At 70.3% G+C, this 14603-nt stretch carries 17 protein-coding genes and 1 pseudogene; 12 read left to right on the top strand and 6 right to left on the bottom strand.

Annotated features, from left to right (window positions below; all coding sequences use genetic code 11):
* Window positions 1-5: 5 nt before the first annotated feature.
* Together AB0M56_RS07235 and AB0M56_RS07230 are read right to left on the bottom strand one after the other, a co-directional pair.
* The gene (locus AB0M56_RS07235; RefSeq protein ID WP_364171923.1) at window positions 6-779 is read right to left on the bottom strand and encodes a SigB/SigF/SigG family RNA polymerase sigma factor; all 774 of its coding nucleotides are present in this window, start codon (window positions 777-779) and stop codon (window positions 6-8) included.
* Window positions 776-1192 (bottom strand): anti-sigma factor, encoded by a 417-nt coding sequence (locus tag AB0M56_RS07230; RefSeq protein ID WP_360602158.1) that lies wholly within the window; start codon window positions 1190-1192, stop codon window positions 776-778. Before AB0M56_RS07230 ends, AB0M56_RS07235 begins: the two co-directional genes overlap by 4 nt.
* 151 nt (window positions 1193-1343) lie before the next feature.
* Between AB0M56_RS07230 and AB0M56_RS07225 the strand changes: the two genes are divergently transcribed.
* The 3 genes from AB0M56_RS07225 to AB0M56_RS07215 all read left to right on the top strand — a co-directional run bounded on the left by AB0M56_RS07225 (window position 1344) and on the right by AB0M56_RS07215 (window position 3108).
* A complete protein-coding gene (locus AB0M56_RS07225; RefSeq protein ID WP_220245741.1) occupies window positions 1344-1652 on the top strand; it encodes a WhiB family transcriptional regulator in 309 nt (102 codons plus the stop codon).
* A gap of 257 nt (window positions 1653-1909) precedes the next feature.
* Window positions 1910-2263: an STAS domain-containing protein gene (locus AB0M56_RS07220; RefSeq protein WP_220245742.1), complete on the top strand. Its 354-nt coding sequence runs from the start codon at window positions 1910-1912 to the stop codon at window positions 2261-2263.
* A gap of 59 nt (window positions 2264-2322) precedes the next feature.
* Window positions 2323-3108 (top strand): metal-dependent hydrolase, encoded by a 786-nt coding sequence (locus tag AB0M56_RS07215; protein WP_364172017.1) that lies wholly within the window; start codon window positions 2323-2325, stop codon window positions 3106-3108.
* Window positions 3109-3427: 319 nt separating this feature from the next.
* Here AB0M56_RS07215 and AB0M56_RS07210 read toward each other — a convergent pair whose 3' ends face one another.
* Window positions 3428-4207 (bottom strand): nuclear transport factor 2 family protein, encoded by a 780-nt coding sequence (locus AB0M56_RS07210; RefSeq protein WP_364171920.1) that lies wholly within the window; start codon window positions 4205-4207, stop codon window positions 3428-3430.
* Window positions 4208-4311: 104 nt separating this feature from the next.
* On the opposite strand from AB0M56_RS07210, the gene AB0M56_RS07205 reads away from it, so the two are divergent.
* The 3 genes from AB0M56_RS07205 (at window position 4312) to AB0M56_RS07195 (ending at window position 7012) form a co-directional block, all read left to right on the top strand.
* Complete coding sequence (locus AB0M56_RS07205) at window positions 4312-4872, top strand: TetR/AcrR family transcriptional regulator (protein WP_364171918.1); 561 nt, start codon at window positions 4312-4314, stop codon at window positions 4870-4872.
* Between the two features lie 1282 nt (window positions 4873-6154).
* Window positions 6155-6538, top strand: a complete 384-nt coding sequence (locus AB0M56_RS07200; RefSeq protein WP_364171916.1) for a hypothetical protein — start codon at window positions 6155-6157, stop codon at window positions 6536-6538.
* A gap of 36 nt (window positions 6539-6574) precedes the next feature.
* Entirely contained in the window at window positions 6575-7012 is a 438-nt protein-coding gene (locus tag AB0M56_RS07195) for a hypothetical protein (protein ID WP_364171914.1), read from the top strand.
* On the opposite strand, the gene AB0M56_RS07190 is transcribed toward AB0M56_RS07195, so the two are convergent.
* Window positions 7009-8637: an ABC transporter permease gene (locus tag AB0M56_RS07190; protein ID WP_364171913.1), complete on the bottom strand. Its 1629-nt coding sequence runs from the start codon at window positions 8635-8637 to the stop codon at window positions 7009-7011. The two genes, AB0M56_RS07195 and AB0M56_RS07190, sit on opposite strands and share 4 nt — an antisense overlap.
* Window positions 8634-9527, bottom strand: a complete 894-nt coding sequence (locus AB0M56_RS07185; RefSeq protein ID WP_364171911.1) for an ABC transporter ATP-binding protein — start codon at window positions 9525-9527, stop codon at window positions 8634-8636. The genes AB0M56_RS07190 and AB0M56_RS07185 overlap by 4 nt, the downstream gene beginning before the upstream one ends.
* A gap of 94 nt (window positions 9528-9621) precedes the next feature.
* On the opposite strand from AB0M56_RS07185, the gene AB0M56_RS07180 reads away from it, so the two are divergent.
* Entirely contained in the window at window positions 9622-10110 is a 489-nt protein-coding gene (locus tag AB0M56_RS07180; RefSeq protein WP_364171909.1) for a MarR family transcriptional regulator, read from the top strand.
* A gap of 4 nt (window positions 10111-10114) precedes the next feature.
* Here the strand turns inward: AB0M56_RS07180 and AB0M56_RS07175 are convergent, their stop codons facing one another.
* A complete protein-coding gene (locus tag AB0M56_RS07175; protein ID WP_364171907.1) occupies window positions 10115-10687 on the bottom strand; it encodes a helix-turn-helix domain-containing protein in 573 nt (190 codons plus the stop codon).
* Between the two features lie 93 nt (window positions 10688-10780).
* On the opposite strand from AB0M56_RS07175, the gene AB0M56_RS07170 reads away from it, so the two are divergent.
* From AB0M56_RS07170 to AB0M56_RS07150, 5 genes and pseudogenes are all read left to right on the top strand, one after another.
* The gene (locus AB0M56_RS07170; RefSeq protein WP_364171905.1) at window positions 10781-11404 is read left to right on the top strand and encodes an NAD(P)H-binding protein; all 624 of its coding nucleotides are present in this window, start codon (window positions 10781-10783) and stop codon (window positions 11402-11404) included.
* Window positions 11405-11491: 87 nt separating this feature from the next.
* Window positions 11492-12260, top strand: a pseudogene (locus AB0M56_RS07165) (SGNH/GDSL hydrolase family protein).
* A 101-nt stretch (window positions 12261-12361) separates the two neighbouring features.
* Window positions 12362-12499: a hypothetical protein gene (locus AB0M56_RS07160; protein WP_364171903.1), complete on the top strand. Its 138-nt coding sequence runs from the start codon at window positions 12362-12364 to the stop codon at window positions 12497-12499.
* A 961-nt stretch (window positions 12500-13460) separates the two neighbouring features.
* On the top strand, window positions 13461-14066 hold the full coding sequence (locus AB0M56_RS07155) for a sigma-70 family RNA polymerase sigma factor (RefSeq protein WP_364171901.1): 606 nt from the start codon (window positions 13461-13463) through the stop codon (window positions 14064-14066).
* Window positions 14063-14545, top strand: a complete 483-nt coding sequence (locus AB0M56_RS07150) for a carboxypeptidase regulatory-like domain-containing protein (protein WP_364171899.1) — start codon at window positions 14063-14065, stop codon at window positions 14543-14545. Before AB0M56_RS07155 ends, AB0M56_RS07150 begins: the two co-directional genes overlap by 4 nt.
* Window positions 14546-14603: the final 58 nt, after the last annotated feature.

Below are 14603 nucleotides of genomic sequence, written 5' to 3'. Positions count from 1 at the left end.
CCGAATCAGGTGCCCTCGGTGATGTCGGTCTCGACCAGTCCCGTGCGCAGTTTCTTCAGCGTCGACGCGAGCAGACGCGACACCTGCATCTGCGAAACGCCCACACGGCGCGCGATGTCCGACTGGCTCATCCCCGACCCGAACCGCAGCGCGACGATCTTGCGCTCCCGCTCCGGCAGGCTCTCCAACATGGGCCGCAGCGCCTCGCGCAGCTCCGCCTGGCTGAGGTTCGCGTCGGGCGCGCCGAAGCGCGTGTGCGCGGAGTTCTCCAGCAGGTTGTCCAGCGAAGCGCCGTAGCGGCCCTGGCCGGCGCGCAGGCCTTCGTAGACGTCCTCGATCGGCACGCCGAGGTGCTGCGCGATCTCGCTCGGGCGCGGCGCGCGCGAGAGCCGCACGGTGAGCTCCTCGCGCGTGGCGGAGATGGACGCGTTGAGCTCCTTCAGCCGCCGCGGCACCCGCACCGACCAGCTGTTGTCCCGGAAGTGGTGACGCAGTTCACCCGAAATGGTGGGGACGGCGAACGCCAGGAAGTCGGTGCCCTGCGTCGGGTCGTAGCGGTCGACGGCGTGGATCAGGCCGACCGTCGCGATCTGCACCAGGTCGTCCATGGCCTCGTCGCGGTTGCGGAACTTCCGCGCGAGGTTGCGGGCGAGCTCCAGGTGCTCGCGCACCAGTCTGTCCCGGATCTCCTCACGGCGCGGGGAGCCTTCGGGCAGCTGGGCCAGCTCGTCGAACAGCGACGCCACATCGGTCTCGTCGCCTTCGGCGGGGGTGGTCACGGGCGCGCCACCTCACTCTCCCGGACGAGCTGAACCCGGGAGAGGTACCGGCCGTCGGCCGGGGTCACCGTGCGTCGCGCCGACGTGGCCAGCGCCGTGAGCAGCTGCCAGGACAGACCGGTGTCGTCACCGTGGTCCGGGGTGTCGGCGATCACCGACACGGTGACCTCGATGCGCCCCTCGATCCAGGAGAAGACGCAGGTCAGCTTGCCGTCGGCCGCGGACGGCAGGAGCATCGAGCACGCCTCGTCCACCGCCATCCGCAGGTCTTCCACGGCGTCGAGGTCGAAGTCCTGGCGCATCGCGATGTCCGCGACGATCGTGCGCAGCGTGGGCACCACGTGCGGGATGGCCGCCGTCCGCACCTCGATGAGCTGGGCGTCCTCCCGATCGAGCGGGGCGTTGTCCTCCACGTGCGGTCCTCTCTCCGGCTCACTCGGCCGTGTCCTGTGCTGCCCGGTCTGCTCATGCCCGGGGTGTGAGCAAACCAAACCCGGGTTTGATTCGCGCGACCGGCGGGCATGTAGCGGTCGAAGTGCTGATCCCGGGAAAGGTGGGGACGAGATGGCTGACGTGAGCCGGCTGCCCAACGTGGTCGCCGAGGAATGGGAGTGGCAGCTGCAAGGTTCCTGCCGTGGCGCGGACAGCAGTCTGTTCTTCCACACCGACAACGAGCGCGGGTCCGCGCGCGAGCGTCGTGAGTCGCGCGCCAAGGCGATCTGCCAGACCTGCCCCGTGCTGGCGCAGTGCCGTAAGCACGCTCTGACCGTACAGGAGCCGTACGGCATCTGGGGCGGCCTCGGCGAGATCGAGCGCCGTGAGCTGTTCATGCGTGAACGCCGCGCCGCCAAGCGCGACCCGCTGTCCGCCTGACCCAGCCCCGAACCCGCCCCGCGTGCCCCGTCGGCACGCGGGTCGCTGTGCGCGCGGCCGTTCGCCGGAATGACCGTGCCGCCATCCGGCTCTTGCCCGCCCGTGCCGTTGTCCGGGACAGTGGCGGCCGACGCGGCGGCAGTCACCCACTGGGTTAGGGTTGGACTTTCCAGATGCCTGGAACCGTGAACGGTTGCCGCTTGAGATACAGGCGCGTACCGGCGCAGCAGCAGCAGCGCCTGACGAGGAGAAACTGCATGCCCGCAGCCGACCAGAACGCCACCCCTCCCGGGTTCGGCATCACGCTGGACACCGAGGCCGCCGAGCCGCGGGTGGTGGTCAACGGTGAGCTCGACCTGCTCACCAGCCCGCAGCTGCAGGAAGCCCTTGCCGGGTTGATCGCGGACAAGAGCTCGCAGCGCGTGGTGGCCGACCTGACCGGGGTGACCTTCTTCGACTCCTCGGCGTTGAACGTGGTCCTGCACGCCCAGCGACAGGCCCGTGAGCAGGACGTCGAGCTCGCGGTGGTCCCCAGCTCGGCCGTGAGCCGCGTCATCGAGCTCACGGGAGTGGCCGAACACCTGAGCGTGTCGGAGGAACCGCCCGCCTGATCCCCGATACGGTCGCGCGGACCTGAATTCCGCTCGCGACCTGGGGGAGATCCACGATGATGGGGCGCACCCACGCCCTGACCGGCTGGTGCGCGGGCCTCGCCCTCGCGCCCGCGGTCGGCGCCGGTTCGTTGCACCAGGCGGCGGTCTTCGCCGCCACCACGGCCGGCTTCGCATTGCTCCCCGACCTCGATCACCCCGGCGCCAGCGCGTCCCGTCTCCTCGGCTGGCTGACGGGAGCGTTGTCGTGGCTCCTGCGCCGCGTCTCGTCGGCCGTGTACGCCCTGACGAAGGGCCCCCGCGACGAGAAGGTGACCGGCAAGCACCGCCACCTGTCGCACACCGTGCTCTTCGCGGCCGGGCTGGGTGCGCTCGCTTCGTGGGGCGCTTCCGCCGGTGGACCGTGGGCCGTGTTCGGTGTGATGCTCTTCGGTCTGCTGCTCGCGGAAGGCGCCCTGGGTGACTGGCTGTTGCCGGTCATCATCGGCGCCATCCTGTGGTGGTATCTGACCGCGCCGCCCGACCACGCCGCGCAGCTGCAGCAGATCTCGGGCTGGCTCGGGATCGCCGTGGCGGCCGGATGTTTCGTGCACTGCCTCGGCGACTCGCTGACGGAGTCGGGCTGCCCGTTCCTCTTCCCACTGCCCATCGCGGGCGAGACCTGGTACGAAATCCGGCCACCGAAGATTTTCCGGCTACGGACCGGCAAAAAGGTGGAGACGCGGTTGGTGTTCCCCATTTTCGTGGTCGTGGGAGTGCTCCTGGTGCCCGGCGTGTGGGGCTGGACGACCTCGACGGCCGAACGGCTTTTCAGCCCACCGGCGGCACAGACTGCGACGCAGTGATTCGCTTCCCGCTGCCGTCCCCGCGCACGGCGCACTGGTTCGGCGACAGCGATTCGGCCCTGCGGACGCCGGATCGGCTGACCCTCGACAGCGGCCGGTCGCCGGCGGTCCTGCCCGCCGGCGCCGGTCTGGCGTCGATCGAGCAGCCCACGTTCACGTACGAGTCGCACGACGACGCTGCCATCGGGATCACGCCCGTGTTCGACGACAGCTTCTGGAATGGCCCGCCTCCAGCACGCGGTCACCGTCTACGGGACTTTCGCCGAGTGGTCCCTCGACGCGACCGGTTGGCTGGCCGGGCTCGCCACGCCGCTGCTGGTCACCGTGCAGCGGCGTTGATCCGCTTCGCTGCCGCGGCGGTGTCGGTGTAGTCGCGGGTGTGGACGATCTTGCCGTCGCGGATGGTCAGCACCATCACGTACGACGAGATGAACGCTTCGCCACCGAACTCGCCGTGGAGGTCGAACTCCGTGACGAGCACAGCCGGGTCGGTTGTTTCGTGCACGACGACGTTGTCCGCTTTGGTCATCCGGCGCACTGCGCCCGCGGCGCGGAACCGGCGGCGCAGCTCTTCGCGCCCGTGCGTCAGGCGCGGCACTCCGGTCGGCGTGAAGGGCATTTCCAGCACGACGTCCTCGGCATAGAGGTCGGCGAGGTCGTCCCAGCGGTTCTCCACGGACGCGTCCAGGAACCGCCGGAACACTGTCGCAGCACCGGTCATGGCGTGCGCCGCCGCGGTGTTGGGAAAGTCGCGGTACGCCGTGATCTCTCCATTGTGGACGGTCACCAGACCGACCGACGACGGAAACCCGTAGCTCTCACCGGTGTGCGGGTTGCGGCCCTCGACGGTGAGCTCGGCGACGAACCCGTCGGCCAGTTCGCGGATGCCGACCCGCACAGCGTCCAGCCCGAGCGCACGGGCGCGGACGGCGCCGTCGCCGAGCGTCGCCAGGATCGCTTCGCGGCCTTCGACGCGGTGGCCGTGGAAGGGGAGCTCGTACACGGCTTCGGTGGCGAAGACGTCGGCGAGCGGCGCGGGGTCGAGCGTCTGCATGCTGTGGACGAAGAGCTGCGAGATTTCGGACACGGTTCTGCTCATCAGGACTTCTCCGAGGAAGAATGAGGTTGAATCGGAACGGTGCACCCGGTTCCCACGATACGGAGTGAGCAGTCCGTTTGTCAACGAGATCGAGGAGGACGCCCGTGGACAAGCCAGTGCTGCGCGCCGACGCGCGCCGCAACCGGGCCCGGGTGCTGGCTGCCGCCGAGGAGGCCTTCGCGGCCGACGGGCTGGCCGTGCCCCTCGACGACATCGCGCGGCTCGCGGGCGTCGGCGCGGGCACGGTGTATCGGCATTTCCCCAGCAAGGAGGCGCTTTTTCAGGCCGTGGTGCTGGAGCGCCTGGAGCAGTTCGCTTTGGAAGCCCGCGAACTCGTCGACGCCGAAGACCCGGGCGCGGCGTTCTACGACTACTTCGCGCGCGTCATCAAGCAGGCCTCCCTCAACCGCGCGATCTGCGAAGCACTGGGCGCCACCACGGGCTCCGCGTACAAGGCGGAGATCGGCACCGAGTTCCGCACAAACCTGGCCGCCCTGCTCGAACGCGCGCAGGCGGCGGGAGCGGTTCGCACCGATCTCGATGGGGATGACCTGCGTGCGCTGATCGTCGGGGCTTTGGCGGTGGAGCGGTATTCGCCGGGTAGTCATCATCTGGTTCGTGTCCTGCTTGACGGGCTGCGCGCGGTTGGTTCGGCAGGTTCCTGAGGCTCCGCAGCGGTGAAGTCTCGCGGGTCGCGGGCGCCGTCCGGACCGACTTCGGCGCGGGGCCACGTGCCCGCGCTCATGGCCGGCGCTCTTGCGGTGGAGCGCTTTTCGCCCGGGTGTCATGACCGGATCCGAGTCCTGCTCGACGGCCTTCGTGCGGTTGGTTGAGGTTCTCTTGAGTTTTCGCGGCGGTGAAGTCAGGCCGCATCGCGCCGGTGAGGCTCAGCGCCGGAATCGCGACCGGCGCGCCCGAGGTCATGGCTGAGGGATCATGGGCATCGAGTGGAACAGCCTAGCGACCCCGTGCCGCGCAGCTCGGGCGATCTTGTTGCGGATTACAGCTTTTGGCGACTTTCGGAGCGCGGAGTGACGAGAGTGCGCGCCTTGGCTGCGCCGTGCGGATCAGGAGGCATGCGCCGGCGGCGTGCCATTACGAGCCCGGAGGGTCTTCCAGCGGGTTCCTGCTTGGCGGCATCCCGGCAGGCGAACACAGGCCACGCCTCGGCTGGGTTCACCCGGATCTCCGCCTGGCCAGGTGAGCCCGGGCCACATCCCGGCTGGGTGAACGCGGGTCTCCGGCTGGCGAGGTGAACCCGGGCCAGCGCCCGACCAGGTGAACCCGAGCCCTCGCGATTCCGGCAAGGCGAGATCCGCCTGCGGCCCCTCCCGTCAGGCGGAACCGGACCCCGGCCATCGTTTCCTCAGCTACCCAATGCCTGTGATCGCTGCGCCGCATCCAACCTCGAGCCCTGCCACCCTCGACTCTCTGTGACCTTTCCCCGCAACCCGCCGAGGTCCGCCCCGCGCGTTCGCCCGAGTTATCCACAGCGACACCGAGTTGTGGACAACTCGGGCCTCTGCGCAGCTTTTCAACGGTCCTGTCGGCACCGGCCGGTAGAATGGAGATGGGACGCCCCCCTTGGGAGGGCGGGGGTTTTGCCTGGTGAGCGCCTCGCAAAGGGCAATCGGCGAGCGCCGAGCGGGGCGCTGCCGTGGCGGTGAAGAGCTGCGGTGCCGGTGCGAGTGCCGCCAGAGCGGTCAGGGCCGCAAGGGGTGACGCTGGTGGCGAGATGAATCGGCAGAACCCGGTGGTGCTGAACAACGTTTGCTCCTGGGCAGAGCAGCCGGGACGCGTCACCGAGTACCTCGGATCTGCGGCGCGATGCCACCTGATCACAAACCTGATTCCAACCAGCTCAACTTGCACAGTCTGTAACGGGGCATAAGATCAACGCGACTACTCCTCGTACCCGCGCGTCGGCTCGGCGAGGGAGGTGCCGGTTTGTCCAACACGGCTCCGACCTGGGGTTCTGTCGTCGTAACCGGGCTGGCCGGCTTTGCCGTCGGTCTGCTCGTGGCGGCACTCCTCGTGGCCGGGAACTCACCGACCCGTCCGGCCGATTCGTCTGTTCCGTCGTCGCCGCCACCCGCGCAGCCGGTCACGGTGACGGTGACTGGCCAGCCACCACCCCCGGTGACGGTCACGCAATCGCAGTCGCAGTCGCAGTCGATGTCGGAACCCGCGCCGCCGCCGAGCACGACGACCGCGACAGTCTCCGTGACCCGCGAGCCGCCCGCGCCGGTGTCGAGATCGGGGTCGGGGTCGCCGACGTCGTTGCGTCCGACGTCGGTCATCGCGCCCAACGTCGACTCGGCGCAGTGGTGATGCAACCAGCGGGCCGGCAACGCACGTCTGGCTGACGTGCGAAGACACCTAGCCGCTGTCTTCCTGCTCAGCATCGCCGCCTGCAGCCCACCAACGCCGACGTGCCCCGCGATCGCCGCGCCCGCCGGATTGGCCAAGGACGTGCCGGCAGGGCAGTTCAGCCGAGCCGAAGTGACCGCGTGCTGGGCCGCCCAGTGCACCCCGCGCCAGGTGGAGCTTCTAACAGCAACCACCCCCGGCCCCACCACCTGCACCCCGACCGCCTGCGCGGCGTCGGCCGTGCCGACCGGCGGGCGGTACGGGTTCGTCGAGATCCCCGGACTGCCCGCCGCGCCCGTTGACGTCAAGGTCGTGTTCGACGGTGGCGATCCCCAGCGAACCACCGTCCGCCCCCAGGCCTCCCGAGCGAGCCAGTGCGGCGAACCGGGAGTCCAAGCTCGCCTGGTCGTGGGGCCCGACGGGACCGTTCGCTAACCCACGTCCCGCCGGCGCCAGCCGAACAGGCCGACCACCAGGCACACCACCGCGACCCCTAGCAGCCACACGATCGGCGTCGCCGTGAAAGCCGCGCCCGGGAGCTTCGGCGGGTGCTGGAACGGCGAAACGTCCAGCACTGCCTGCGGCGCGTTCACCACTGGCCCGAACAGGCTGATCAGCAGCCCCAGCGCGCCCGCGGCCCAGGCGAGGCCGGTGAACCGCGGCAGCAGCCCGAAAAGCAGCGTGCACACCGAAACGATCACCCACGTCGCCGGTACCTGCACCAGCACGGCCGTCAGCATGTCGGCCACGGAACCGCCGACATCGCCGGATCGCAGGCCGTGCGAAATGCCCAGCAGCACCCCGCCGACGAGTACCAGCAGCGCCGTCCCGACGTACGCGAACACGAGGTGGCTCGCGGCCAGCCGGAGGCGGCCGACGCGGGTGGCGAGGAGCGGTTCGAAGCGCACGCCCGTCTCCTCGGTGCGCATCCGCAGTGTCGCCTGCACGCCGTACAGCGCGCTGAGCATGGCGAACAGGCTCACCATCGTCGCGAGGAACGCATCGACGATCGCGTCGGAACCACCAAGGCGCTCGAAGATCTGGCGCGTCTGCTCGGTGTCGCCGACGAGGCCGGAGATGCCGCTCGCGATGGAGCCGAACAGCGCGCCGCCGACGGCGAAGCCGATGACCCAGCCCAGCAGGGGGCCGCGTTGCAGTCGCCATGCCAGCGCGAACGGCGTGCGCAGTGAAGGCGCGCCACCCGCCGGCCCCGGACGGGGCGGCACCAAGCCGGTGCCGACGTCGCGTCGAGGCAGGAGGGCGTAACCGGCGGCGCCGAGCACCAAGCTGAACGCGACGGGCAGCAACAGCACCCACCAGCGTTCACCCGCGAAGGGGCGCACCTGCTGCGACCAGCCGATCGGCGAGAGCCACGAGAGCCAGTGGGCGTCGGACGTCGAGTCGCCCGCGCCGCGCAGCAGGAAGGCGACGCCGATCACGGCGGTGCCGATGCCGTTGGCCGTGCGCGAGTACTCGGCGAGCTGCACGGCCACCGCCGCGACGCCCGTGAACACCAGGCCCGCCGACGCCGTGCCCGCGCCGAAGGCCAGCGCGCCTTCCGCCGGCAGCTTCGCGCTGATCATGGTGCCGACCTGGATCACGCCGATCAGCACGCTCGCCGCGCCGGACACGAGGACGGCTGCCGTCAGTGCCGCGTAGCGACCGACCACAGTGGACGCCAGCAGCTCCGCACGGCCCGAGTCCTCCTCGGCGCGCGTGTGGCGCGTGACCGTGAAGACGGCCATCAGCCCGATGAGCAGCGCGAGGAACCCGCCCATACGCCACGCGATGAAGCCGCCCGCCGTCGTGAGGTCGAAGGCCGGGCCGTAGAGCAGGGAGAACGACGGATTGGCCAGCGCGCCCGCGGTGAGCGCCGCGCGGCTGGCGGCGTCGGGGTAGAACTGGTCGTAGCTCGACACCGTGGCGGCCGGGACGATGCTGAGCAGCACGATCCAGATCGGCAGGATCACGCGGTCGCGCCGCAGCGCCAGCCGCGTGAGGTGCCAGGTGCCGACGAGCGCCGTGTTCGTGGCCGGCGCCCGCGTGAGGGTCGCGGTCATTTCGCGGTCCCCTCGGTGTAGTGGCGGAGGAAGAGCTCCTCCAGGGTCGGCGGCTGGCTCACCAGGCTGCGCACGCCGACCTGCGTGAGCTGGCGCAACGCGTCGTCGAGCGAGCGCGTCTCGACGTCGAAGCGCACGCGGTTGCCGGTGACCTCGAGGTCGTGGATGTCGGCGAGCTTGGCCAGGCCGTTGGGTGGGCCGGCCAACTCCGCGGTGATCGACGTGCGGGTGAGGTGGCGCAGCTCGGCGAGCGTGCCGGATTCGACGGTGCGGCCGTTGCGGATGATGCTCACCTTGTCGCACAACGCTTCCACCTCCGCGAGGATGTGGCTCGACAGCAGCACGGTGCGGCCCTGCGCGCGTTCCTCCTGGATGCACTCCTGGAACACGGATTCCATGAGCGGGTCGAGGCCCGAGGTCGGCTCGTCGAGGATCAGCAGGTCCACAGTGGACGCGAGCGCGGCCACGATGGCGACCTTCTGCCGGTTGCCCTTCGAGTAAGTGCGGCCCTTCTTGCGCGGGTCGAGGTCGAACCGCTCGATGAGGTCCTTGCGCCGGCTCTGGTCGAGCCCGCCGCGCAGGCGCCCGAGCAGGTCGATCACCTCGCCGCCCGACAGATTGGGCCAGAGGTTGACATCGCCGGGCACGTAGGCGAGGCGGTGGTGCAGGCTCGCCGCGTCGCGCCACGGATCGCCGTCGAGCAGGCTCACTTCGCCCGCGTCGGCGTGCAGCAGTCCGAGCAGAACCCGGACAGTGGTGGACTTCCCGGCGCCGTTCGGGCCGAGAAAGCCGTGGACTTCCCCCACGGGAACCTGGAGATCGAGGCCGTCGAGGGCCTTTGTCCGGCCGAACGACTTGTGAAGGCCGGAGATCGAGATGGCGTTTCCCATGTTTCGGAAGCTACACTCGTTTCACGAAGTTGTGAAGTTAAGAAAATGTCTGGATATAGTGATCATGGCCTGGGGCGTGCGAGAGGATGGACGGATGACGACGCAGCGAGACGAGGACGCCGTCCGCCGGTACGTCGAGAGCCTGGGCCTCGTGCTGGCGCAGATCGGCATGCAGCGCATGGCCGCCCGCGTCTTCGCGGCCCTGATGACGACCGACGAAGGTCAGCTCAGGGCCGCCGATCTGGCGTCGCAGCTGTCGGTGAGCCCTGCGGCCGTTTCCGGTGCCGTGCGGTACCTGGAGCAGGTGGGGCTCGTGACGAAGGTCCGCGAGCCGGGCGAGCGACGTGACCACTACCGGCTCTACGACGACCTTTGGTACGCCACGTTCCTCAAACGCGACCGGTTCCTGATCATGTGGCGCGACGCGGCGGAGGAAGGTATCGACGCGCTGGGCGCGGACACGCCGGCCGGCAAGCGGCTGGCGGAGATGCAGGACTTCCTGTCGTTCGCGCTGAAAGAGATCACGAACCTCTACGACCGGTGGCACGAGGAGCGGGCGAAGCGGCGGGCCGCCGAAGCCTGACGGTTCACCGGAGGCCGGCGATCAGAGTCTTCGCCAAGCGGGCCGCGACGGCGTTGCCGCTGTCGGTGTCTTCGAAGGAGTCCAGGAAGGCCTGCTGGAAACACGCGCCGAGCAGCAGGCGCGCGGCCGCGGCGAGGTCGGTGCGGGCGGGGATGCGGCCGAGGGCGGCTTCGGCCCGCAGGTACGTCTCCACCAGGAGGATCGGCTGGCCGGGGCCGTGTCCGGTGCCGAGCGCGGCGCGGTGGGTGCGCAGGAGGTCGCGCGACGAGAAGATCGAGACGGAAATCGGGAAGCTCGCCCGGTAGAACTCGAGCGCGGTGCCGGCGAGCTCGGTCAGGTTCTGTTCCAGCGACGCGTCGGCGGCGTGGCGCGTGAGGCGCTCGGCCGTGGCACCGAGAGCCGGCAGTTCCTCGCTCAGCACGGCGAGGAATAGTGCCGTCTTGTCGCGGAAGTGCTTGTACAGCAAGGCTTCCGAATACCCTGCGGCCTGCGCGATGGCCTTGGTTGTCGCGTGTGCGTAGCCCTGCTCGCGCATGACTTTGGCGGCTGCGGCGACGAGGTCCTGACGGCTTCCCAACGGTGCTCCCTGAGGACGTTCTCAGCGTGGTGAGTGTTCACTCACCCTACTTGGTGAGTGAACACTCACCCCTGGGTTCGAGGAGGAGCTGCCATGAAGATCACCGTTCTCGGCGCGAGTGGGCGGATCGGCACGCTGGCCGTGCGGGAGGCGCTGGCCCGGGGCTGGCACGTGACGGCCGTGGTCCGGTCGCCCGAGCGGCTGCACGTCGCGAGCCATCCGCGGCTGGACGTCGCGGTGCACGCACTGGGCGACCCTTCGCTGGCCGAGGCGTTGCAGGGGCGCGACGCGATCGTGCTGGCGTTCGGGGCGCGCGACCGCCGTCCGACCACGGTGAACGCCGACGGCGCGCGAGCCGTGATCGCGGCGGCGGGGGCCACGCGGTTCGTCGCCGAGAGCGCGATCGGCCTGACGACCGAGGGCGACGACCCGTTCACGCGGTTCGTGGTCAAGCCGATCCTGGGTGCGTTGCTGCGCAACAGCTTCGACGATCTGCGCGGGATGGAGTCGGCGATCCGGGCCAGCGACCTGCGGTGGACGATCGTGCGTCCGCCTCGGCTCACCGACGGTCCGGCCGCGGGCCGCGTGCGCTTCAGCACGCACGGCGCGTTGCGTGGCGGCTTCGTCATTTCGCGCGCCGACGTCGCGACTTTCCTGCTCGACGCGGCGGAGGATACGGCGTTGATCGGGGAAACCGTCGGGATCGCGCGCGGTTGAGGGGCAGTTGTCCACAACTCACTCTGGCTGTGGACAACTCGGCTTCGTGTGCCGGAACCGTCGGTGATCGTGTTTAAGGTCGGTGGCATGGCTCTCCTCCGGTTCTTCCTGTTCACCGCGCTGGCCCCGGTCCTCGCGGTGCAAGCGCTGCGCGTCCGCCGCGGCACCCCACGCCTGCCCGGCGCCGGCGGCCCAGCCGAGGGCGTCACCGGCGACGGTCCGGTGGTGCGGCTCGCCGTGCTCGGGGGAGTCCACCGTGGACGGTGTCGGAGTGGCCGCGCACGCCGAGGGCCTCACCGGGCAGCTCGCGAACGAGCTCGCGTGCCGAGGTCTGCGGGTGCGCTGGCAGGCGGTCGGCCTGACGGGGGCGACCGCCGCCGTGGTCCGGGGCTCGCTGGTCGCGCGGCTGGCGCCGGCTGACGTCGTGGTGATCGCGCTCGGGGTCAACGACACCCTCGAGCTGCACTCGGCCGCGAGGTTCCGGCGCGACCTGCTCGGGGTGATCGTCGACGTGCGGCAACGGCTGGGGCCGGTGCCGGTGGTCCTGGCCGGGGTGCCGCCGATGGCGAGCTTCCCGTCGTTGCCACGGCCGCTGCGGGACGCGCTGTCCGCGCGCTCGACAGCGTTGGACACGGCGGCGGCCGAGCTCGCACGGCTGCCGGGCGTCACGTACTCGGCGATGACTCCCGACCTCCTGCACGAGGGCACGTTCGCCGAGGACCGCTTCCGCCCGGGGCCGGTCGGGTACCGCGACTGGGCCGCGGTGCTGGCGCCCGAGGTGGCCGAGGCGGTGGCCGCCGCCCTACCGGGGGTCACGGTGGTTCCGCATCCGAGGGAGCCGCGCCAGCCCATCTGACCAGCGGAGACGAAACGTTCCCAGAAATCTTTGCTCTCCGTGTATCTGGGTGCACCCTTGTTGCGTCCTATGGGGCAGCCGAGGGAAAAAGGGAGATCCAGATGCCTGCCGAATCCACCGAAGAGAACACGCCGACCACCGTCCCGCCGGTCACGATCGGCGAGCCGCCCCACGGCGGCGGCACCACGCAGCCCGACGGTGCCCACGAGCCCTACGACGAGCCGACCACCGCGAAGTAGCGGGACGGGCGGCGCCCGGGGGCCGAGGGGGCTGCCGGACGCCGTCTGCCGGGCGGGTTCAGGGGAGGAGCCGTCCGGCCGGGTCCGATGGGGAGCGGACCCGTAGAAGAGGGAGGGGCGCGCCGGCCGGTGCGGGTGCACGCCCGCGCCGGTCGGTGCACGAAGTCGCTTTGGCTGGGCCACGGGGGAGCCGACCCACCACGAACGCCGACCATGACGACCAGGGCCGGTTCACTGGATCGGGACGGACTGGCCGGTGTGGTTGTCGGCCCGGTGCACACACCGGACTGGACGATCGGCCGGGCTCGACGACTGACCGGGCCGGAGAACCAGACCGGTCCACGACGAGCCGGTCCGCCACCGCGGACCACGAGGACGGGGACCGGTGCACCAGGCCGGCTCACCGAGACCGGGTGACTGTGGACCGGCCCACCAGGCCGGGCCGCGGACAACCGGACCACGACGTGAGAGCGGTACCCACGCCGGATCACCCAGACCGGGGGCCGGTGCACCACGCCGGCTCACCCGACCGGGGACCGGTGCACCAGGCCGGCCCACTGAGACCGGGTGACTGTGGACTAGCCCACCAGGCCGGGTCACGGATATCCGGACCACGACGTACGAGGGCCGGTACCCACGCCGGCTCACCCAGACCGGGGACCGGTGCACCACGCCGGCTCACCGAGACCGGACGACCGAGGACCGGCCCACCAGGCCGGCCCGCACACGAGCGGGCCACCGAGAACCCGACGGTGACCCACTGATCCACCGCACCGACAGCACCGACCCGCAGCACCGCGACACACCGATCCACAACGACCCACCACGCCGGCCCACCACCCGAGTAAGTGACCCGATGTATCCCAGCCCTTCCTGTCTGCTCCTTCCCCGAGAAGGCCCGCGAGACAGACCCACGACACCGCCGCCGAACCCAACGCGCCTCACGAGCGAGGCAGATACGGTGACCGACGTGCAAACCACCGAGGTAGACCCGCCATGGGAAGGCCTGACCGGCGTCGACCTGCACGCTGCCTGCATGGAGGCGGCGCGGGGCGGTGACCGGCGGGCGATGGCGAAACTCGTCGACGAGCTGACGCCGCTCGTCTGGCACGTCGCGCGCGCGAACGGGCTGAACCGCCAGGTCGCCGAGGACGTCGTGCAGACGGTGTGGCTCGCTCTGTTCAGCCAGCTGGAGAAGCTGCGCGATCCGCGCGCGCTGGCCGCGTGGCTGATCACCACGGCGAGACGCGAAGCAGCCCACCCGTACGGGCGCCGCGTCCAGCCGGTGCCGTTGAGCGACGAGGTCGCCGAGAACCTCGAAAGCACCCATCCCGCGCCCGAGGACGAAGCCGTGCGCGCCGACAACGACCGACGGGTCTGGCGCGCCTTCCTCCGGCTGCCCAATCGCTGCCAGGAACTGCTTCGCCTCACTGTTCTCGCCGGCCGCGCCGAATACCAGGCGGTGGCCGAAGCGATGCGGATGCCGCGCGGCAGCATCGGACCCACCAGGGGTCGTTGCCTCGACACGATGCGCGATCTCCTCGCAGGAGAAGGGGGTGGCCGATGAACGACATCGGCGTGCCGGGAAGTGGCAGCGCTCTGCCTGACGACGAGACGCTGCTCGCCGACCTAGGCCGTTTCCTCGACGAACTGGACCCGCCACCGGAAGATCTGGTGCAGCGGGTCCAGTTCGCGCTCGAACTGGAGAACCTCGACGTCGAGATCGCGCGCTGGGAGCGTGCCGGCGAGCTCGCCGGTGTCCGCAGCACGGCCACTGGCACGATCACGTTCACGGTCAGCGACCTGACGGTGATGATCAACCTCACTCGCATCGGGAAGCTGCACCGGATCGACGGCTGGCTCGCGCCCGCCGGCGAGTACGAGGTGGAGATGCGCGTGGCCGACGAGGGCACGTTCTCCACCGTCGCCGACGAGGGCGGCCGGTTCGTGCTCGAGAACGTGCCGTGCGGGACCACGCAGATCCTGGTGCACCTCGGTGAGGGACCGCGCCGCCGAACTGTCGTGACTCCCACGGTCGTGCTCTAGAACCCGGACGGGCGTTACGGCGTGTCACGTGAGTGTGCTCAGATAGAGCGCGTGTCTG

The sequence above is a fragment of the Amycolatopsis sp. NPDC051372 genome (genome assembly GCF_040682095.1).
Classification (GTDB): Bacteria; Actinomycetota; Actinomycetes; order Mycobacteriales; family Pseudonocardiaceae; genus Amycolatopsis.
The sequence above is the reverse complement of the archived record's forward strand: the minus strand, read 5'-3'. Positions and strand labels throughout refer to the sequence as shown.

Coding starts and splice junctions, on each gene's coding strand:
- AB0M56_RS07225 (WP_220245741.1), top strand. CDS start 1,344: ATGGCTGACGTGAGCCGGCTGCCCAACGTGGTCGCCGAGGAATGGGAG.
- AB0M56_RS07220 (WP_220245742.1), top strand. CDS start 1,910: ATGCCCGCAGCCGACCAGAACGCCACCCCTCCCGGGTTCGGCATCACG.
- AB0M56_RS07215 (WP_364172017.1), top strand. CDS start 2,323: ATGGGGCGCACCCACGCCCTGACCGGCTGGTGCGCGGGCCTCGCCCTC.
- AB0M56_RS07210 (WP_364171920.1), bottom strand. CDS start 4,207: ATGAGCAGAACCGTGTCCGAAATCTCGCAGCTCTTCGTCCACAGCATG.
- AB0M56_RS07190 (WP_364171913.1), bottom strand. CDS start 8,637: ATGACCGCGACCCTCACGCGGGCGCCGGCCACGAACACGGCGCTCGTC.
- AB0M56_RS07185 (WP_364171911.1), bottom strand. CDS start 9,527: ATGGGAAACGCCATCTCGATCTCCGGCCTTCACAAGTCGTTCGGCCGG.
- AB0M56_RS07180 (WP_364171909.1), top strand. CDS start 9,622: ATGACGACGCAGCGAGACGAGGACGCCGTCCGCCGGTACGTCGAGAGC.
- AB0M56_RS07170 (WP_364171905.1), top strand. CDS start 10,781: ATGAAGATCACCGTTCTCGGCGCGAGTGGGCGGATCGGCACGCTGGCC.
- AB0M56_RS07160 (WP_364171903.1), top strand. CDS start 12,362: ATGCCTGCCGAATCCACCGAAGAGAACACGCCGACCACCGTCCCGCCG.
- AB0M56_RS07150 (WP_364171899.1), top strand. CDS start 14,063: ATGAACGACATCGGCGTGCCGGGAAGTGGCAGCGCTCTGCCTGACGAC.